This window comes from Paraburkholderia sp. J8-2, assembly GCF_905220195.1.
Lineage (GTDB): Bacteria > Pseudomonadota > Gammaproteobacteria > Burkholderiales > Burkholderiaceae > Paraburkholderia.
In genome coordinates this window covers 1-17,852 of sequence record NZ_CAJMZA010000026.1, presented here as the reverse complement: position 1 = coordinate 17,852, position 17,852 = coordinate 1, and the positions used below count along the sequence as shown (strand labels likewise).

The following is a 17,852-nucleotide window of genomic DNA, read 5'->3' as shown; positions in this document are numbered from 1 at the left end:
CCGCCGCTTGCGTGACCGCTGTACGGCGTTGCGCGGGGTAGTACGTGCTTCCCGCGTTATGCGCCCAGGAGAGCCGAAAGGCGAATATACGCGACGAATCAAGGGGATGCAAATAAAACGTGATGTTCGAACCCCAATTATCGAGTTGGTGCATTCGCACATTTTTTTAATGGTGCCATATCAAATTGGGGCAAAAGAAAACGGCATCCGAAGATGCCGTTTATCTCGTAAACACTTGATCCGAAAAGCAATCAGTGGGTGCCGGTGCCCGGCTTCCGTTCCTCATGCTCCGAACTCGGCCCCCCCGAACCACCGCCACCGGAATCCTGCGAACCACCGGAATGGCTGCTCGGTCCCCCAGGATTTGCACCCGGTGTTGTAGCTGAACCACTCCCGGCGTGACCACTCCCATGCGCCGACGTCGAGCCGGCCGGATTGACACTAGCGTGCGAGGGTGAATGGGGGACAGATTGCCCACCACCTCCACCGCCGCCCGATCCAGCCGCAGGTGCCGAAGCCGCGCTCGCTGTGGCCGCCGCACCCATTGCGCCTGGAGCCGCCGCAGGGGCAGGCGCTTCGCGCACCTTGCGCGGGCGCCCGCGCGGCAGCGGCGAGACGCGCCGGTTCGCTGTGCGCGACGCCCAATCGCGATAAGTGTCACTGCCGAGCACCCAGCCCTTGAGCGTGGCCTGCATGAGCTGCGTGGTTTCGCGTTCGTCGAGCGCCTGCTCGCAGAGTTCGCGATACGCGCGCTGACGCTCGAACGGCGTGTTGCCGAGCGCCCAGTACAGGGGATGGTCGGTGATGAGGCTGTCGACGGTGAGACCGATGTGATGGCGGTAGCTCGACCACCGATAGTCCTCGGGCGCCGTGACGAGATGGTTGCGCACTGGCGCGAGCTCGACGACGCGGCTCGCCAGCAGGAAGAAGCGCTCGCCCTCGATGACCGTCGCGCGGTAGCGCCCCTCCCAGAGCGTGCCGCGACGCGCATAGCGCCGGTTGAAATGCGCCACGTAGCGCCGGCCGACCGCCTGCATTGCCTTAGGCAGGCTGGATTCGTCGGAGGGCGTGACGAGCAGTTGCACCGCGCCGGGCATTAAAACCCACGCATGAACCGCCAGATGATGATCGCGCGCCGCGGCCTTCAGGCAGTCGATGAACAGTTCGTAATCCTGGTCATCGACGAACGCGGGCTGCTGATCGAGTCCGCGCAGGATCACATGCTGCGGCTGATCGGGAACATAAAGACGTGCAAGCCGTGCCATGCTCGATTTTCCTGGTTCCGTTGGTGAATACCCGCAGACCCGCCAGGCCCCACCAGCGCTAGTTCTCGCTGGCATGCGGCTTCGGCGGAAAGCTCGCGGCGCTTAGTAAAAAAGCTCTAACGGTCGCGTATGGTTTGTTGCAAACGTTGTGTTCATAATGAGCGGGCCTTTCATGGAGGAGCATTAATATGAAATTAAAACAGGCGCTGGCAGGGGTCGCCGCGCTCGCCAGTTTCACGGCAGCACACGCACAATCCGCACATACGTTCTACGTCACTACCGGCTGGTTCCGCTTCATGCCGCAGGACACCAGCGATCCGCTCAAGATCGACAGCGCAGGCGGCACGCCCGTCAACATGTCCATTCCGAACACGGGCGCCAGTGTCGGCTCGGCCGACACCCTGGGCGTCTCCATCGGCTACTACATTACCGATCACTTCGCCGCCGAAGCCGAACTGGGCATCCCGCCGAAGTTCGATATTTCCGGCGGCGGCACCTTCAGCAGCTTCGGCAAGGTCGGCGAGGCGAAGCTGTGGAGCCCGGCGCTGTTGTTCAAGTACTACTTCAACAGCCCTGAAGCAAAATTCCGTCCTTACCTCGGCATTGGCGTCACCTACGCCTGGTTCACCGACGCTCACATCACCAACGGCGCTTTCGAACAGGGCGTACTTGGGGGTCCGACCAGCGTTTCGACGGATCGTTCCTGGGCACCCGTGTTTAACCTGGGCTTCAACTACAACTTCACGAAGCACTGGTTCGCCGGTTTCTCGCTCTCGTACATTCCGATCAACGTGACCGCCACGTACAACACGACGGTCAACAACCAGCTCGGCACCCAGCGAGTCGCGGAATCGAAGATTCACCTGAACCCGCTCGTGACGTACCTGAAGGTCGGCTACAACTTCTAACGCGCTCCAGCGCCCCGCACGACCTCGCGCCGGCCCTTCGCCTCGCCCCTGCGGCACCGGGCGAAGGGCGGCGTTTTCCACCCGGCCACGCCCTTCCCGCCTTCGCGTCTCCATCAAATTTTCCCCGCCTTCGCATGGGCTTATCCTGATTCTATGCCTCTGCGAAAAAGCGTGCTGTCCCCGTAATCACCTGTTTTGTCACCAGAGAGCGAAGCCCCGCCTGGCGGGCGTTTGCGCCCGGCTTGCTGCGCGCGTACAAATCCCGGGCATCGGAATTGCGCAATACTTGCACTCCGGTCCTCGCCCTCCCGCGCCCTTTTTCGTGCGCACCGCGGCGAGCCCTTTACCTGTGACTTTTCAACGACGGAGCCATACATGAGCGCCTTTCCGAACACGCGAGAAGCCCTCGGAGATTCCTGGACGCGCACGAGCCGCCATGCGCGGCGCATTGCGCGCCGCGGCCGCAGTGCCGCCGCCGATATCACCGACGAGTTGCGTGATCTGCTCGCCGAGCTGGAAAACACGCTGGGCGAAGGAACCCAGGCCGATGCCGCCGCGCTGCGCGCCGACATCCGCAAACGTCTCGACGCCGCCCGCGAGCGGCTCGAAGTGGCGCGCGCCGCCGCGCGCGAGCATACCGACGCGGCCATTGCCGGCGCGGACGACTACGTGCACCGCAACCCGTGGCAGGCCATCGCGATCGTCGGCGGCGTGGCGCTGGTGGCGGGCGCACTGCTCGCACGCGCCCGCTGAACGAAGGATCCGGGCGCAGGGCCGCCTGGCTTAGCCGCAGGCGCCCCTCAGGCGTCGAGCGCGTGCGGCCCGATCAGGTCGATGCGGTCCGTGCAGACCGTATCGACGCCCCAGTTCACGAGCTGGCGCGCGCGCTCGAGGTCGTTCACCGTATAGGCGAGGATGAAGAGCCCCGCCGATTTGATGCGCTCGACGAGTGCCTCATCCAGGTGTCGATGGCTCGCGTGGAGCGAGACACAGTCGAGCGCGGCGGTCTGCTCGCGCCAGTCCGCGGGCACGTGCTCGAACAGCAGGCCGCGCGGCAGGTCCGGCGCGCTCTCGCGCGCCGCTTCGAGAGCCGCATAGGAGAACGACGAGAGCAAAGGCGGCATGCCCGCCTGTGCTTCATTCTCCGTTTGCAGCCATAGACGCGCCGTCTCGGCGCCAACGATGCGCCCCGTCTCCACGTCGCGGCCCGTGCAGGGCTTGATCTCCACGTTCGCCGCAAGCCCCAGTTCATGACAACACGCGGCGACTTGCGCGAGCGTTGGCATCGGCTCGCCGGCAAAACGCGCGTCCCGCCAGCTGCCCGCGTCCAGCGCGGCAAGCTCCGCATAGCGCATGCGCGCCGCCGCGCCGCGACCGTTCGACGTGCGCTCGACCGTGTCGTCGTGCAGCAGGAAAGCGACGTTGTCGGCAGACAGCTTGGCGTCGAACTCGACCAGCTTGTGGCCGAAGCTCGCGCCGGTGCGCAGACCCGCCAGCGTGTTTTCGGGCGCGAGCGTGCCGCCCCCTCGGTGCGCGGCCACGCGCGGATACGGCCAGGACTTGATCAAATGGGCTCCGAAATCGGCAGGGGCAGCAAGGTGGGATGCGTCGCGCGCTCAAGCGTCGTCGGCGACGACGAAGAGGCGGCGGTACTCCTTCAGGGCATAGCGGTCGGTCATGCCCGCGATGTAATGCGCGATCAGCCGCGGCTGCAAAGCCGCGTCCTGCGTCTGGTACGGGGGCGGCAACAGGCGCGGGTCTTCGCTGAACGCATCGAACAATCCCTTCACCACGCGCCGCGCCTTGTTGGCCATGCGCATCACACGATAGTGGCGGTACAGGTTGCGGTACAGGAAGCGCTTGAGCGCGGCCGCCTGCGCGGCCACGCGCTCGCTGTGCGCGACGAGCGGCGGCGCTGCGCGCACGTCGTCGAGCGACTGGGGCGCGTATTCGGCGAGATTGCGCCGCGTCTGCCCGATCAGATCGACGATCAGCGTGTTGATGATGCGCCGCACCGTCTCGTGAACGAGGCGGCGGCCCTCGATCTGCGGATATTCGTCGCGCGCGGCGTCGTAGTGCGTCTGCCAGAGCTCGACCTCGGCGAGCTGCTCGATGGTGAGCAGGCCGGAACGCAAACCGTCGTCGACGTCGTGGTTGTTGTACGCGATCTCGTCGGCGATGTTGGCGATCTGCGCTTCGATAGACGGCTGCCGGCCAAGCAGAAAGCGCTCGCCCAGATCGCCTAGCCGGCGCGCATGCTCACGCGAGCAGTGCTTGAGAATGCCTTCGCGTGTCTCGAAGCACAGGTTCAGGCCGTCGAACGCGCCGTAGTGCTCTTCGAGCTCATCCACGACCGCGAGGCTCTGCAAATTGTGTTCGAAGCCGCCGTGCTCACGCATGCACTCGTTGAGCGCGTCCTGACCCGCATGGCCGAACGGCGTATGGCCAAGGTCGTGCGCGAGCGAGATCGCCTCCACCAGATCCTCGTTCACGCGCAGGTTGCGGGCGACCGAGCGTGCGATCTGTGCCACTTCCAGGCTGTGCGTGAGCCGCGTGCGAAAGAGATCGCCCTCGTGGTTCACGAAGACCTGGGTCTTGTATTCGAGGCGGCGAAACGCCGTGGAATGGACGATGCGGTCGCGATCGCGCTGGAATTCGCTGCGTGCGGCAGGCGGCGGCTCCGGATAGCGCCGCCCGCGCGAGCGCGAGGCGTGCGCCGCGTAAGGCGCAAGGCCCGCCTCGAACGACGCGACTAGCGCGGCGCTCGCGTCGGCGGTTTGAGAAGGGACATCACTACGGTTATCGCTGCGGGTGTCGCTCACCGTTCCTCCGCAAGGGGTTATCGCCGGCGGCGTGTCAGCTCTGCGTCGTGGCTGCGAGCGTGGCCTGCACGGCTTCGTCGGGCGCGCGGCCGATGTGGGTCTCGCCAAAGCGCTTGAGCAGGATGAATTTGATCGCCCCGCCCTCGGCCTTCTTGTCGACCTGCATCAGTTCGACGTAACGGTCCGCGCCGAGCGCGGGCGCGCGCACCGGCAACTTCGCAGCCTCGACCACGCGCACGAGGCGCGCACGCGACGCTTCGTCCAGCATGCCCACGCGCACCGAGAGATCGGCCGCCATCACCATGCCGCAGCCCACCGCCTCGCCGTGCAGCCACTCGCCGTAGCCGAGCCCGGCCTCGATCGCATGGCCGAATGTGTGGCCGAAGTTGAGGATGGCGCGCAGGCCGCCTTCGCGCTCGTCGGCGGCCACGACCGAGGCCTTGATCTCGCACGAGCGCTTGACCGCGTGCGCGAGCGCTTGCGGCTCGCAGCGGTTGAGCGCCTCCACGTTGGCTTCGATCCAGTCGAAGAATTCGGCGTCGGCAATCGCGCCGGTCTTGATGACCTCGGCAATGCCCGCCGCCAGTTCGCGCTCCGGCAGCGTGGCAAGCGCGCCGATATCGGCGATCACGGCTTGCGGCTGGTAGAACGCGCCGATCATGTTTTTGCCGAGCGGATGATTGATGCCCGTTTTGCCGCCCACCGACGAGTCGACCTGCGAAAGCAACGTGGTCGGCACCTGGATGAACGGCACGCCGCGCATGTAGCAGGCGGCGGCGAAGCCCGTCATGTCGCCCGTCACGCCGCCGCCCAGCGCGATGAGCGTGGTCTTGCGGTCGGCGCGCGAGGTGAGCAGCGCGTCGAAAATCTCGTTGAGCGTTTCCCAGTTCTTGTGCGCCTCGCCGTCGGGCAGCACGACCGTGTTGACGTCTTTGCCGAGCGGCGCGAGCGCGGCGCGCAGCGTCTCGCCATAGAGCGGGTCGACGACGGTGTTCGTCACGATCGTCACCGACTTGCCGGCGATATGGGGCGCGAAGAGCGCCGTCTGGCCGATCAGGCCGGAGCCGATATGGATGGGGTAGGCGCGGTCGCCCAGTTCGACGTTGACGGTAATCATGCTCTGAATCTTGTGGGTTTCCGATGGGTTGCCTAGCCTGCGAGATACCGCGCGACCTGCGCCCTACTCGCGCGCCGTGGCCCGCGCGACGCCGGCCATGTCGAGCTGCATCAGCACCATGTTGACGAGTCCGTTGACGGAGGGCCGGCCGGTTTCGATCACGAAGTCCGCGACTTCGCGATAAAGCGGGTCGCGCACCTCGTAGAGCGCTTCGAGCCGCCCCTTGGGGTCTTCGGTTTGCAGCAGCGGGCGGTTCTTGTCGCGCCGCGTGCGCAGCCACAGATCGTGCGGATGCGCGCGCAAATACACGACGAAGCCGCGCGCCTTGAGCGCCGCGCGATTTTCAGGCCGCAGCACGGCGCCGCCGCCCGTGGCGAGGACGATGTTTTCGCGGCCCGTGAGCTCTTCGATCACCTGGGCCTCGCGGTCGCGAAAGCCCGCTTCGCCTTCGAGCTCGAAGATCACCGGGATGCGCGCACCCGTGCGCGCCTCGATCTCGTGATCGGAGTCGAAGAACGGACGCTCCAGCCGGCGCGCGACCGCCCGGCCCACGGTCGTCTTGCCGGCGCCCATGAGCCCTACGAAAAATACATTGGCGTTTGCGTCCCGCACTTGCAGCGTTTCCTACGAAAGGTTGGTGCCGCAGCTTACTGGCAAAGCGGCGGCGTTGTCGAGCCTGCATCCCCGGCGTTCCGGCCCCGCAAGCACCTGCCTGCGTACGTGCGGCGGGCTTGCTCCGCGAATGAGGGTCAATTCGATTCCACGATACGCGGCGTGATGAAAACCACCAGCTCGCTGCGCTTGTCCCGGTGCGCACGATGCGAAAAAAGCGCGCCCAGAACCGGTATTTTGCCCAGGAGTGGCACACGCGTCACATCTTCGCGGTCATCCGTCGCGTCGATGCCGCCGATCGAGACCGTGCCGCCGTCCTCGATTTCCACGCGCGTCTGCACGTGTTTGGTGTTGATCGCAGGCCCGGCGGCCGTTTGCTCGCCGACGCTGTCCTTCGCCACGTCGAGGTCGAGAATCACGCGGCCATCGGGTGTGATCTGCGGTTCGACTTCGAGTTTCAGGCTTGCGCGCCGAAACTGCACGCCCGACACGCCTTGCCCGACCTTGGCCTGATAGGGCAGCTCCGTGCCCTGCTCGACGACGGCCTTCGTGCGGTCGGCGGTGACGACGCGCGGACTCGACACCACGCGCCCGCGCCCTTCGGCTTCGAGCGCGCTCAGCTGGATGTCGAGCAATCGCGTGGCGCGCGCAGCCAGCAGCGTGAGGCCAAGGCCCGCGGCCTCGAAGCCGGAGATCGGGCCCGCTGCGAGATCGTAGACCGTGCCGTCCGCTCTTGTGGTCACGCCGCGGGCCGGAGTGCCGTCCCCATTCACCGGCGTCACGCCAAGACGCACGCCCAATTCGCGCGAGAGCCCCTCGTCACCCTCGACGATACGCGCCTCGATCAGCACCTGGCGCGCCGGTGCATCGAGTCGCCGCACCAGCTCGCCGATCTGGTCGAGCCGCGCCGGCAGGTCGGTGACGAACAGGAGGTTCGTGCGCGCGTCCGCCACCGCCGTGCCGCGCTTTGACAGTGCGCGCTGCGTGCCCGAACCCGTCAGGAACCGGCGCAAATCCTCGGCGCGCGCGTAATGCAACTCGAACGTGCGGCTTGCGAGCGGCTCCAGCTCAGCTGCCCTGGCGTGTGCCTCGTAACGCTGCCGCTCGCGCGCCGCCACCTCAGCAGCAGGCGCGACCCAGATCACATCGCCGATACGCGACATTGCGAGGCCGTTCGCCTCCAGCAGCAGGTCGAACGCAGTGCGCCACGGCACACGCTCGAGGCGCAGCGTCACCTGGCCTCGCGCACGTTCGCTCGCGACGATATTGAGCTTCGTGAACTGGGCGAACGCGTGCAGAACGGCTGTCAGCTCGGCGCGCTGGAAATCGAGCGTGATCGGCCGATCCGGCGGCAATCCGTCGTTCGCTGTCGAGGCGTCGCCAAGGCGCAGCGGCGCGTGCATGGGTACGGGCGGTCCTTCAAGCGGCGCGGCCGCTGGCGCGTCGTTAGCGGGTTCACGCGAAGGCCGGGCGACGGGCGGCGTCACGCCGGGGGCGCCGTCTGCGTTCGTGGGCAAACGGTCTTCGGGCGCGGCTTCCGGTGCAGGCGAATCGCCGCCCGTGAACGGATTGGCGATCCACTGGGTTGCTGCGGGCTCGGCCGCCCCATCGGGTAACGGCGGTGCTTCGTAGCGCGCGAGCGACACCGGCGAACGCGCCCAGGCGGGTTGCGGCAACGGCACCGCGGCCCATGCAGCACATCCCGCAGCGCTCACCGTCAACGCGGCGAGGACACGAACGCCCCACTTTAGCGCGCTCATTTCACTGCCTCCGCCCAGCCGAGCGCGCGCGTCACCCCACCTGCCGCGACGACGACCCGCGCCGGCCCGACTTCCACCACGCGAGCATCGCCGATCGTCTCGCCCGCCCGCGCAGTCACGACGCCCTCGGGTGTTTCCACGAGCGCGACAGTGCGCTGCCGATCCTGGAGGATGCCCGCGAGGCGCCACCCGTCTTGCGCGCCGCCGGCCGCTGGCGCATGGGCGAAAGGATCGCGAGCCGGCGCCGGAGGAGACGCCGTTTCGGACGCCGCCGCCGCCAGCGGCACAGCGGGAAGCGCATCGTACACACGCAACGTAGCCGAGACCGACAACGCGCTTCCCGTGCGCCGGATGGCCAGCTCGGATGGCGCCGTCAGTGCCGGCTCGCGCACCAACCCTTCGAGCAGCCCGTACAGTTGCGCGAAGCTGCCTTGTGCGACCAGCTTGATCGAGCGGAACGCCTCGGTTTGCGCGCCGCCCGCGGCGCCTGGCTCTAGTACATGCAGAACGAGGCCCGATTGCGCGGCGAGTTGCGAGATGCGGCGAATGTCGTCCGCGGAATTGCCGGCGCGGGGCGCGGATGAAGGCGTTCGCGCGGCGGCTTCGCGCAGCGCGGGCAGACCCGCCAGGACTTGCCGGGCGTCGTCGTACCGCTTTTGAGCGTCCTTCAGCGCGGTGCGTGCCGCATGCACGCCAAGCGGATCTCCGACGATGCAAGCGCCGCTCGCCGCGGCGAACGCGAGCACTGCTATCGTTAGCGCGACAGCCAGCCGGCGGCGCGCGCTCCACGCATGAAGCGGCGACCATCCGTGCAACGCGTTGCCCACGCCTGCCTGTGCCGAAACAAGCCCCCGTTCCTGACCGCCGTGTGCAGAGAGCGTGCTCATGTCGCCCCCTTCGCCGTGGCACTGCTCGACGCTCGCGCCGCCTCGCGCGCATGCGGTACGCCAGCGCGCGGCACAGCGCTCGCGCCTTGCCAGACGAGATGCGCCGCCACGCGTATCGGTTCGGCGGCGGACGCACTGTCGCGTGCGGCTCCAGCGGGTGCGCCGCGTTTGAGCTCGCGCACGCTCACAGCGTCTACACCTGGCAGCGAGCGTAGCCGGCCGAGCCAGGCCGCCGCTGCCGCTTCGTCCGCCGCGCTCGCCTGCAGATCGGTCTCGTCGGCGGATTGCGAGAGCTGCTGCAAGCCGACACGAGGCGGCACATCGCTCGACAACGCATCCGCGAGGGCGAAAAAGCGCGTCGTAGCCCGTGCGTATTGCCGGGCCTGTTGCTCGCCGACGCGCCGCGCTTCGCTTTCGCGCGCCACTGCGCGAGCGGCTGCTCGAGCGCCTCGCGCCGAGCCTCGAGCCCGCGCCATTCGACGTGCTGCCACAGCACGATGCCAAGCGAGCACACGCAGCCGCCGAGCGCCGCGGCGCCCCATTCGAGCAAGCGCCGGCGACGCAGCCTGCGTATGGCGCGCTGCCGCCACGGAAGCAGATTGAATCCGCCTATGGCCCGGCCCGGCAGCACGCGCACGGCGCGCGCGAGCGTCATTCCGCCACCCCGCGCAACGCGAGTCCGAATGCCACCGCGCACGCCGGATCGTGCAAAAGCGTTGCCGCGAGCGGCCACTCGATATCGGCTAGCGGTCCGCATTCGAAGGGCAGCACCGGCGCGCCCAGCGCGTCGCCAATGTCGGCCAGCGTGAAGTTCACGCCGCGCAGCATGGCAAGCTCGCCCGCGACCTGGACGCAGCCGGGCTGCTCGCCGTCGACGAGGTCGCGCAGCGCCTCCACGAGATCGGCATGCTCTAGCGCAGGAAAGCGCATGTGCCGCATGACCGAGTCGTCGACAAGCAACCAGCCGTGCACGCCTTCTGGGCCGACCCAGATCGCCACCCAGGGTTCGTGCGGCGGCAGTTCGTATGCCGCCGCGTGCCGCATGGCGCGTAACGCGGCGTGCGCCTCGTCGTCGACGGCGCACAGCGTGACGCCCGCCATTGCCGCGCATTCGATGCGCGCTTCGAGATGCTGCCGTGCCGTCGCGGCGATCGTCACCTGCGCTTCGTGGCCGCGAGGCGTGGCCGGAAGCACGCTCCAGTCGACCGCCAGCTCGCCGCGCTCCATGCCCGCCACGCGCTCCGCCTCCGCCAGCACGAGCGGTTCGAGCGCCGCGTGAATGCCGGACTCGTCCACCGCGCCCGCCGGCGCAAGACGTGCGAGCGGCACAGTCGCGATGAGCGTCGCGCTCGTGGGCATCGCCATGGCGCAACGCAGCGACGCCGCGGCGCTGGCGCGCGGCAACTCGCCAAACACACTGCGAAGCGCGGCGACGATGGCCGCCCGGTCGACGATCTCCGCGCCGGCCATCGCCTCGCGTGCAAGCGGTGCGCTCGCCAGCCATTCGAGGCGAACCGGCCCCGCCCCGACAATGCGCTGGCTCAACACCACCAGCGTGACGCCTCGCGCGCCCAGATCGACGCCCGCAGCAAAGCGGCGCGCGCCCAACAACACCGGATTCCCGAAACCCATCGCATTTCTCCCATACGTGCGCGCGCCGCAACCCGTTCGCAGCTCGTCGAGGGGAAATTGTGCGAATAGGGGCTGCGCTCGAATACTCGGCCGAACGGCCAACGGTCGATGTAAGCGCTATCCACGCGCGAGGGGCGCGACTACAGTGCCAATATCGGAAGCAGCGTGAATAACAGCGTCAGGAACAGCGGGTTGCGTGCTCGCGCGTGCCGTCCATGTAAGCATCTCGAAAGCCCGCGGGCGAGCGGCGGCTATAATCGCGGGACCGTTTTTCTGGTGTTCGTATGCAAGATCAGCTTCCTTCGTCCGTACCGCCTTCCACGCCGCCCGAGCCGCCCCGGCGGCGCAAGCGCCCGTGGTGGGCCACGCTGCTGATCGCCTTTTTCGGCCTCATCTTCGCGGGCGTGGTATGCGCGGCGCTGGTGCTCGGCTACGCGCTCGTCGTCGCCACGCCCAACCTCCCGTCGCTCGAGGCGCTCACCGACTATCGCCCCAAGGTGCCGCTGCGCATCTACACGCGCGACCACGTCCTGATCGGTGAGTTCGGCGAGGAGCGGCGCGATGTCGTTCATTTCCGGGACGTGCCCGATAACCTCAAGAAGGCCATTCTGGCTATCGAAGACGCGCGCTTCTACGACCACGGCGGCGTCGACCTCGCCGGCATCGCGCGCGCGGGATTCGTCGCGCTCACCAACGGCCACGCCACCCAGGGCGCCAGCACGATCACCATGCAGGTGGCGCGCAATTTCTTCCTTTCGAGCGAAAAGACCTACACGCGCAAGATTTACGAGATGCTTCTCGCCTACAAGATCGAGTCGAAGCTCTCGAAGGATCAGATTCTCGAGGTGTACATGAATCAGATCTATCTGGGACAGCGCGCGTATGGTTTCGCGAGCGCCGCGCGCGTGTACTTCGGAAAGGATCTGAAAGATCTCACGCTCGCCGAATGCGCGATGCTGGCAGGGCTTCCAAAGGCGCCGTCGGCCTATAACCCCGTAGTCAATCCGAAGCGGGCGAAGGTACGCCAGGAGTACATCCTCCAGCGCATGCTCGAGCTGCACTACATCACCCAGCAGCAATACGACGACGCGGCGCAGCAGCCGCTCGTGGTCAAGGGTCAGGGCAAGGAGTTCAGCGTCCACGCCGAGTACGTCGCGGAAATGGTGCGCCAGATGATGTACGCGCAGTACCACGAGGAGGCGTATACGCGCGGGCTGAACGTCGTCACGACCATCGACTCCGCCGACCAGGACGTCGCCTATCGCGCGCTGCGCCGCGGGCTGATGGACTACGAGCGCCGCCACGGCTATCGCGGGCCCGAGGCGTTCATCGACTTGCCCACGGATACCGACGAGCGCGAGCAGGCCATCGACGACGCGCTCGTGGAGCACCCCGACAACGGCGAACTCGTGGCAGCCGTCGTGACGTCGGCCAGTCCGAAGGAAGTGCGGGCCACGTTCATGGACGGCAACACCACGAGCATCACCGGCGACGGGCTGCGCTTCGCGCAGTTCGCGCTGAGCACGCGAGCCCAGCCGTCGCAGAGAATCCGGCCGGGCGCAATCATCCGTCTGGCGCGCAACAATGCAGGCGAGTGGTCGATCACGCAGTTGCCGCAAATCGAAGGCGCATTCATCTCGATCGTGCCGCAGGACGGCGCGATCCGCGCGCTCGTGGGCGGCTTCGACTTCAACAAGAACAAGTTCAACCACGTCACCCAGGCGTGGCGCCAGCCGGGTTCGAGCTTCAAGCCGTTCATCTACTCGGCGTCGCTCGACAAGGGGCTCGGGCCGGCGACCGTCATCAACGACGCGCCGCTCTTTTTCAGCGCCGCTGAAACGGGCGGTCAGGCGTGGGAACCGAAGAACTATGGCGGCGGTTTCGACGGCCCCATGAGCATGCGCACGGCGCTCATGAAGTCGAAGAACCTCGTGTCGATCCGCATCCTCAACCACATCGGCACGAAGTACGCGCAGCAGTACATCACGCATTTCGGCTTCGACGCCGACCGCCATCCTGCCTACCTGCCGATGGCGCTCGGCGCGGGTCTCGTCACGCCTTTGCAAATGGCCGCCGGCTACTCGGTGTTCGCCAACGGCGGGTATCGCGTGAATCCGTACCTGATCGCCGAGGTCACCGACCAGCGCGGCATGGTGGTCGCCCAGGCGCAGCCGCTCGTGGCTGAACAAAACGCGCCGCGCGCGATCGACCCGCGCAACGCGTACATCATGAACAGCCTCTTGCAGAGCGTGGCGCAGCGCGGCACGGGCGCGAAGTCGAACGTCCTCAAGCGCACGGACCTGGGCGGCAAGACCGGCACAACCAACGACTCGCGCGACGCGTGGTTCGCGGGCTACCAGCACACGCTGGCCGCGATTGCGTGGATTGGCTACGACAACCCGCGCAGCCTTGGCGACAAGGAAACGGGCGGCGGCCTCGCGCTACCGGTGTGGATCGACTATATGCAGAAGGCGCTCAACGGCGTGCCCGAGTACAAGATGGCGATGCCGGACGGCGTCGTCACGCTCGGCGACGAGCTCTACTACGCCGACGCCACGCCGGGGCGCGGTTTCGTCTCGACCGTCGGCATCAGCCAGGCAGCGCTCGAGGCTTCGGCGAGCGGCGCGTCGGGCTCGGGCGGCGCTGACTCCGCGAACGCCGCGCCCACGCCCGAGCACGTGAACGCGAAGGAAAAGGAAGACATCATGAATCTGTTCCGCGGGCACTGAAGCTCGCCGGAGCCGAAGCAATGAAAAAAACGGGCGCCAGCATTTAACTGGCGCCCGTTTTATTTACGTGCTCACGCTTGCGCGCTTACGGCTCGAACCGCACCGGCTCGCCCGCCTGCTCCGTCGCGTAGGCCGTGAGCGCCGAGAAGAATTCGGTGCCCGTGCGCGTGTCGCGCCACTCGCCGTCGATGAAGCGATAGTGGAAACCGCCAGCCTTCGCCGCGATCCAGATTTCGCGCATCGGCGGCTGCAGATTCACGATGATCTTCGTACGATTCTCGAATTCGAGCGTCAGAACGTTGCCGCTGCGTTCGAGTTCGATGTCCGCTTCGGCATCGTCTACGGCCCGCTCCACGGCCGCCAGCACGGCCTCCGCGCGGCTCAGGTAGTCATTGTCTGGCATGCTAAACTCCACCGGTTATTCATTCAGGGACAATTATGCGTGTCATTTCCCGGACGCGCGCAGCGGCCCCCAGCGCATGGACGCCCCGCGCGATTCTAGCGGCTTTTGCGATCAGCGCCGTCGCGCTCGCAGGTTGCGGCCAGCGCGGCGCGCTCTACATGCCCAACGTGCCGCCGCTTCCGCCCAAGCCCAATTTCGAAACCGCCCAGCCGGAAAACGGCGCGGCGACGCCCGCCAGCGCGCCCGAGTCGGCTTCGGCACCGGTCGGCACCGTTCCGGACACTTCGGGCACGCCGCTCTCGTTGTCCCCCGACTCCGAACTCAGCACCACACCCGCGACCGGTAGCCCGCAAACGGCTTCCGACGCTACGCCAACCCAGTAAAACGCTCGCATGACCCAGTCCGCTTTTCACCGCGATAACGGTACGCTCTTCGTAGAAGGCGTGTCGGCCGCCGATCTCGCCGCACAGTACGGCACGCCGCTCTATGTGTACTCGCGCGCGGCGCTCACCGCCGCGTGGCACGCCTACGCCGACGCCTGCGCCGGCCGCCGCGCCAAGGTGCACGTCGCGGTCAAAGCGAACAGCAACCTCGCCGTGCTCAACGTGTTCGCGCGCGAAGGCGCGGGCTTCGACATCGTTTCGGCGGGCGAGCTCGCCCGCGTGCTCGCGGCAGGCGGTAAAGCGCAGGACGTGGTGTTCTCGGGCGTCGGCAAGACCGCCGGCGAAATGCGCGAAGCGCTCGAAGCGGGCGTGAAGTGCTTCAACGTCGAATCGATTCCCGAACTCGACCGCCTGAACGATGTGGCGGGCAAGCTCGGCAAGAAGGCGCCGGTTTCGCTGCGCGTGAACCCCGACGTCGATCCGAAAACGCATCCGTACATTTCCACCGGCCTGAAGGCGAACAAGTTCGGCGTGGCATTCGAAGAAGCGCGCGCAACCTATCGCGCCGCCGCAGCCATGGCGCACCTCGACGTGGTCGGGATCGACTGTCACATCGGCTCGCAGATCACCGAAATCGCGCCGTATCTCGACGCCATCGACAAGCTGCTCGAACTCGTCGATCAGATCGAAGCCGACGGCGTGAGCATCCGCCACATCGACGTGGGCGGCGGCCTCGGCATCACCTACGACGACGAAACGCCGCCCGACATCGGCGAATTCGTGCGCACGGTGCTCGACCGCATCGAGGCGTATGGCGCGAAAACGGGCAAGACCCGCGAGGTGTACTTCGAGCCGGGCCGCTCGCTCGTAGGCAATGCGGGCATCCTGCTCACCACGGTCGAGTTCCTGAAGCCGGGCTCGGAAAAGAACTTCGCGATCGTCGACGCCGCGATGAACGACCTCGCACGTCCCGCCATGTATGACGCGTATCACGCGATGGAACCCGTCGTTGCACGCCAGTCGGCGCCGCAGACCTACGACGTGGTCGGCCCGGTGTGCGAAAGCGGCGACTGGCTGGGCCGCGCACGCTCGCTCGCGATCGAACCGGGCGACGTGCTCGCGATCCGCTCGGCAGGCGCGTACGGCTTCGTGATGAGCTCGAACTACAACACGCGTGCGCGCGCGGCCGAAGTGATGGTCGACGGCACGCGCGTGCATCTCGCGCGCGAACGCGAAAACGTGGCGCAGTTGTTCGCGAGTGAGCGCGTGTTGCCGGACTGAGCTTTTCGTTCGCTCTGCCACAAAAAAAGCGACGCCAAGGCGTCGCTTTTTTGTTGTCTTCAGGTGTGAGTGTTCGCCTATGCGGCACCCGCACCCGGGCGCGAGGCGCGCCATCGCGCAAGCAGCCATGCGCCCGCGCGCCAGCCCAGCAGCACAAGCATGATCGCGCCGTAAAGCTTGGGCAGCACGAGGTCGTGTTTGCCCGCCTTCATCCACCAGAAGTGCAGGATCGCCAGCACGCCGATCGCGTAGACGAGCCGATGCAGCGTCTGCCAACGGCGGCCGAGCCGGCGTGCCATTGCGCGCGTGGACGTCACGGCAAGCGGAATCAGCAGCACGAACGCCGCGAAACCCACCGTGATGAATGGCCGCTTGCCGACGTCCTTGAACATCGCCGCGACATCGAACCACTTGTCGAACCAGATGTAGGTCGTGAAGTGCAGCGTCGCGTAGAAGAATGCGAAGAGGCCCAGCATCCGTCGAAAGCGCAACAGCGTATTCCAGCCGGTCAGGCGGCGCAGCGGCGTGACAGTAAGCGTGATACACAGGAACACCAGCGTCCAGAGCCCCGTGGAACGCGTGATGAACTCGATCGGATTCGCACCGAGCCCATCCGTGAAGCCGAACAGCACGAGGCGTGCGAGCGGATACAACGCCGCGACGAACACCGCCACCTTCGTCCACGGCAGCCAGCGCGGGCCCGCCGCGCTCGCCACCCCCGCCTTGCGCGCAGGACGCGCCTGAACCGGCCCCACGCGCGCGGCGGCCTGTGGTGTCGTCGTCGATTCCATCTCTCGCTCCATCAAGCGCTTTGCTCAGAAGTTCTTGCGCAGATCCATGCCCTGATACATCGACGCGACGAGGTCGCCGTAGCCGTTGTACATGAGCGTCTTGCGCTTGGGCTGGAAGAAACCGTCCTCACCGATGCGCCGCTCCGTAGCCTGGCTCCAGCGCGGGTGATCGACGCTCGGGTTCACGTTCGAATAAAAGCCGTATTCGGTCGGTGCGTACTTGTTCCAGCTCGTGGGCGGCTGGCTCGCGACGAAGCGGATTTTCACCAGCGACTTCGCGCTCTTGAAGCCGTACTTCCACGGCACGATCACACGCACCGGCGCGCCGTTCTGGTTCGGCAGCACCTGGCCGTAGAGGCCCACCGTGAGCAGCGTGAGCGGATTCATCGCCTCGTCCATGCGCAGGCCTTCGGAATACGGCCAGTCGAGGATCGGCTCGGCGAGGCCCGGCATTTGCGAGGGGTCGGCGAGCGTGATGAACTGCACGTAGCGCGCGTTGCCCGTGGGCTGCGCACGGCGGATCAGTTCGGAGAGCGAAATACCGATCCACGGCACGACAATCGACCAGCCCTCCACACAACGGTGGCGGTACACGCGCTCTTCGAGCGGCGCGAGCTTGAGAATTTCGTCGATGTCGTAGACCTTCGGGTTCTTCACCTCGCCCTCGACACTCAGCTTCCACGGACGCGGCCGCAACGTGTGCGCGTTTTGCGCCGGATCGCCCTTGTCCGTGCCGAACTCGTAGAAGTTGTTGTAGGTCGTCACGTCCTTGTAGGGCGTCACCTTGTCGAGCGCGACGAATTTCGTGTTCGTTTGCGCGGCGAGCTTCTGCGCCTTCGGGTCGCCGGGCGCGTATTCGGCGAATGCCCTCGTCGCGCCGAACGGCCCGGCCATGCCACCGAGCGCGAGCGCACCCGCCGCCCGCAGAATGCGCCGACGCTGTTCGTACACCTTTTGCGGCGTGATTTCACTCGCGGGAATGTCGTCGCCGTTGAGCAAGATCCTGCTGCTCCGCTTGGTCCACATATCGCTTAGCTCCTGCTTCTCGCGTGGCGTGCGCCGCCAGCACATTGATCGTATCCCGACCCGCCCTGCCGTGCCTCGCACGAAGTGGATCGACTGGATGGCCTCAAGCGGGCAAACGCGCGATTCGCAGAAAACTTCCCGGCGGACGAAAAAAAACCGTCGGAGCACGAGGCATCCGACGGTTAGTTCGTCTTGCGGGCCGATTCGGTTACAGCTTGCCGTAGCTGTGCAAGCCC

General features: G+C 66.6%; 16 protein-coding genes and 2 pseudogenes. 5 read left to right on the top strand and 13 right to left on the bottom strand.

Features of this window, described 5'->3' with window-relative positions; all coding sequences use genetic code 11:
• Positions 1 to 563: 563 nt before the first annotated feature.
• A pseudogene (locus tag U5A52_RS33500) lies at positions 564 to 1,265 on the bottom strand (transposase); the annotation flags it as partial.
• 188 nt (positions 1,266 to 1,453) lie between these two features.
• On the opposite strand from U5A52_RS33500, the gene U5A52_RS33495 reads away from it, so the two are divergent.
• On the top strand, positions 1,454 to 2,173 hold the full coding sequence (locus U5A52_RS33495) for an OmpW/AlkL family protein (protein ID WP_321915909.1): 720 nt from the start codon (positions 1,454 to 1,456) through the stop codon (positions 2,171 to 2,173).
• A 375-nt stretch (positions 2,174 to 2,548) separates the two neighbouring features.
• Positions 2,549 to 2,926 carry a glycine zipper domain-containing protein gene (locus U5A52_RS33490; protein ID WP_321915910.1) on the top strand — a complete coding sequence of 126 codons (378 nt, stop codon included), beginning with the start codon at positions 2,549 to 2,551 and terminating at the stop codon, positions 2,924 to 2,926.
• A 47-nt stretch (positions 2,927 to 2,973) separates the two neighbouring features.
• Here U5A52_RS33490 and ugpQ read toward each other — a convergent pair whose 3' ends face one another.
• The 8 genes from ugpQ to pilM all read right to left on the bottom strand — a co-directional run bounded on the left by ugpQ (position 2,974) and on the right by pilM (position 11,003).
• On the bottom strand, positions 2,974 to 3,738 hold the full coding sequence (gene ugpQ / locus U5A52_RS33485) for a glycerophosphodiester phosphodiesterase (RefSeq protein ID WP_321938306.1): 765 nt from the start codon (positions 3,736 to 3,738) through the stop codon (positions 2,974 to 2,976).
• 51 nt (positions 3,739 to 3,789) lie between these two features.
• Complete coding sequence (locus U5A52_RS33480) at positions 3,790 to 4,995, bottom strand: deoxyguanosinetriphosphate triphosphohydrolase (RefSeq protein WP_321938253.1); 1,206 nt, start codon at positions 4,993 to 4,995, stop codon at positions 3,790 to 3,792.
• Positions 4,996 to 5,029: 34 nt separating this feature from the next.
• Entirely contained in the window at positions 5,030 to 6,112 is a 1,083-nt protein-coding gene (aroB, locus tag U5A52_RS33475) for a 3-dehydroquinate synthase (protein WP_321915912.1), read from the bottom strand.
• A gap of 63 nt (positions 6,113 to 6,175) precedes the next feature.
• On the bottom strand, positions 6,176 to 6,730 hold the full coding sequence (gene aroK, locus U5A52_RS33470; protein WP_321915923.1) for a shikimate kinase AroK: 555 nt from the start codon (positions 6,728 to 6,730) through the stop codon (positions 6,176 to 6,178).
• Positions 6,731 to 6,861: 131 nt separating this feature from the next.
• Positions 6,862 to 8,484 (bottom strand): type IV pilus secretin PilQ, encoded by a 1,623-nt coding sequence (gene pilQ / locus U5A52_RS33465; protein ID WP_321938252.1) that lies wholly within the window; start codon positions 8,482 to 8,484, stop codon positions 6,862 to 6,864.
• Positions 8,481 to 9,371 carry a hypothetical protein gene (locus tag U5A52_RS33460; RefSeq protein WP_321915914.1) on the bottom strand — a complete coding sequence of 297 codons (891 nt, stop codon included), beginning with the start codon at positions 9,369 to 9,371 and terminating at the stop codon, positions 8,481 to 8,483. Before U5A52_RS33460 ends, pilQ begins: the two co-directional genes overlap by 4 nt.
• The gene (locus U5A52_RS33455) at positions 9,368 to 9,796 is read right to left on the bottom strand and encodes a PilN domain-containing protein (protein WP_321938251.1); all 429 of its coding nucleotides are present in this window, start codon (positions 9,794 to 9,796) and stop codon (positions 9,368 to 9,370) included. Before U5A52_RS33455 ends, U5A52_RS33460 begins: the two co-directional genes overlap by 4 nt.
• A 226-nt stretch (positions 9,797 to 10,022) precedes the next feature.
• Positions 10,023 to 11,003: a type IV pilus biogenesis protein PilM gene (gene pilM / locus U5A52_RS33450; protein ID WP_321915916.1), complete on the bottom strand. Its 981-nt coding sequence runs from the start codon at positions 11,001 to 11,003 to the stop codon at positions 10,023 to 10,025.
• Positions 11,004 to 11,287: 284 nt separating this feature from the next.
• Here pilM and U5A52_RS33445 point away from each other — a divergent pair, with 284 nt between their 5' ends.
• On the top strand, positions 11,288 to 13,732 hold the full coding sequence (locus U5A52_RS33445; protein ID WP_321938249.1) for a penicillin-binding protein 1A: 2,445 nt from the start codon (positions 11,288 to 11,290) through the stop codon (positions 13,730 to 13,732).
• An 85-nt stretch (positions 13,733 to 13,817) separates the two neighbouring features.
• Here U5A52_RS33445 and cyaY read toward each other — a convergent pair whose 3' ends face one another.
• Positions 13,818 to 14,135, bottom strand: coding sequence for an iron donor protein CyaY (cyaY, locus tag U5A52_RS33440; RefSeq protein WP_321915918.1), 318 nt, complete (start codon positions 14,133 to 14,135; stop codon positions 13,818 to 13,820).
• 35 nt (positions 14,136 to 14,170) lie between these two features.
• Here cyaY and U5A52_RS43360 point away from each other — a divergent pair.
• A pseudogene (locus U5A52_RS43360) lies at positions 14,171 to 14,269 on the top strand (hypothetical protein); the annotation flags it as partial.
• 20 nt (positions 14,270 to 14,289) lie between these two features.
• On the opposite strand, the gene U5A52_RS33435 reads toward U5A52_RS43360, so the two are convergent.
• Positions 14,290 to 14,529: a hypothetical protein gene (locus tag U5A52_RS33435; protein WP_321915924.1), complete on the bottom strand. Its 240-nt coding sequence runs from the start codon at positions 14,527 to 14,529 to the stop codon at positions 14,290 to 14,292.
• On the opposite strand from U5A52_RS33435, the gene lysA reads away from it, so the two are divergent.
• Positions 14,528 to 15,799, top strand: coding sequence for a diaminopimelate decarboxylase (gene lysA / locus U5A52_RS33430; protein WP_321915919.1), 1,272 nt, complete (start codon positions 14,528 to 14,530; stop codon positions 15,797 to 15,799). The two genes, U5A52_RS33435 and lysA, sit on opposite strands and share 2 nt — an antisense overlap.
• 77 nt (positions 15,800 to 15,876) lie before the next feature.
• On the opposite strand, the gene msrQ is transcribed toward lysA, so the two are convergent.
• On the bottom strand, positions 15,877 to 16,602 hold the full coding sequence (gene msrQ, locus U5A52_RS33425) for a protein-methionine-sulfoxide reductase heme-binding subunit MsrQ (protein ID WP_415774088.1): 726 nt from the start codon (positions 16,600 to 16,602) through the stop codon (positions 15,877 to 15,879).
• A gap of 12 nt (positions 16,603 to 16,614) precedes the next feature.
• A complete protein-coding gene (gene msrP, locus U5A52_RS33420; RefSeq protein WP_321938245.1) occupies positions 16,615 to 17,616 on the bottom strand; it encodes a protein-methionine-sulfoxide reductase catalytic subunit MsrP in 1,002 nt (333 codons plus the stop codon).
• Between the last annotated feature and the right edge of the window lie 236 nt (positions 17,617 to 17,852).

What these genes read in the sequence shown, in the direction of transcription:
- U5A52_RS33495 (WP_321915909.1), top strand. Translation starts at nt 1,454, where the DNA reads ATGAAATTAAAACAGGCGCTGGCAGGGGTCGCCGCGCTCGCCAGTTTC.
- lysA (WP_321915919.1), top strand. Translation starts at nt 14,528, where the DNA reads ATGACCCAGTCCGCTTTTCACCGCGATAACGGTACGCTCTTCGTAGAA.
- pilQ (WP_321938252.1), bottom strand. Translation starts at nt 8,484, where the DNA reads ATGAGCGCGCTAAAGTGGGGCGTTCGTGTCCTCGCCGCGTTGACGGTG.
- cyaY (WP_321915918.1), bottom strand. Translation starts at nt 14,135, where the DNA reads ATGCCAGACAATGACTACCTGAGCCGCGCGGAGGCCGTGCTGGCGGCC.
- msrQ (WP_415774088.1), bottom strand. Translation starts at nt 16,602, where the DNA reads ATGGAGCGAGAGATGGAATCGACGACGACACCACAGGCCGCCGCGCGC.
- U5A52_RS33435 (WP_321915924.1), bottom strand. Translation starts at nt 14,529, where the DNA reads ATGCGAGCGTTTTACTGGGTTGGCGTAGCGTCGGAAGCCGTTTGCGGG.
- U5A52_RS33445 (WP_321938249.1), top strand. Translation starts at nt 11,288, where the DNA reads ATGCAAGATCAGCTTCCTTCGTCCGTACCGCCTTCCACGCCGCCCGAG.
- pilM (WP_321915916.1), bottom strand. Translation starts at nt 11,003, where the DNA reads ATGGGTTTCGGGAATCCGGTGTTGTTGGGCGCGCGCCGCTTTGCTGCG.
- U5A52_RS33490 (WP_321915910.1), top strand. Translation starts at nt 2,549, where the DNA reads ATGAGCGCCTTTCCGAACACGCGAGAAGCCCTCGGAGATTCCTGGACG.
- U5A52_RS33460 (WP_321915914.1), bottom strand. Translation starts at nt 9,371, where the DNA reads ATGAGCACGCTCTCTGCACACGGCGGTCAGGAACGGGGGCTTGTTTCG.
- msrP (WP_321938245.1), bottom strand. Translation starts at nt 17,616, where the DNA reads ATGTGGACCAAGCGGAGCAGCAGGATCTTGCTCAACGGCGACGACATT.
- aroB (WP_321915912.1), bottom strand. Translation starts at nt 6,112, where the DNA reads ATGATTACCGTCAACGTCGAACTGGGCGACCGCGCCTACCCCATCCAT.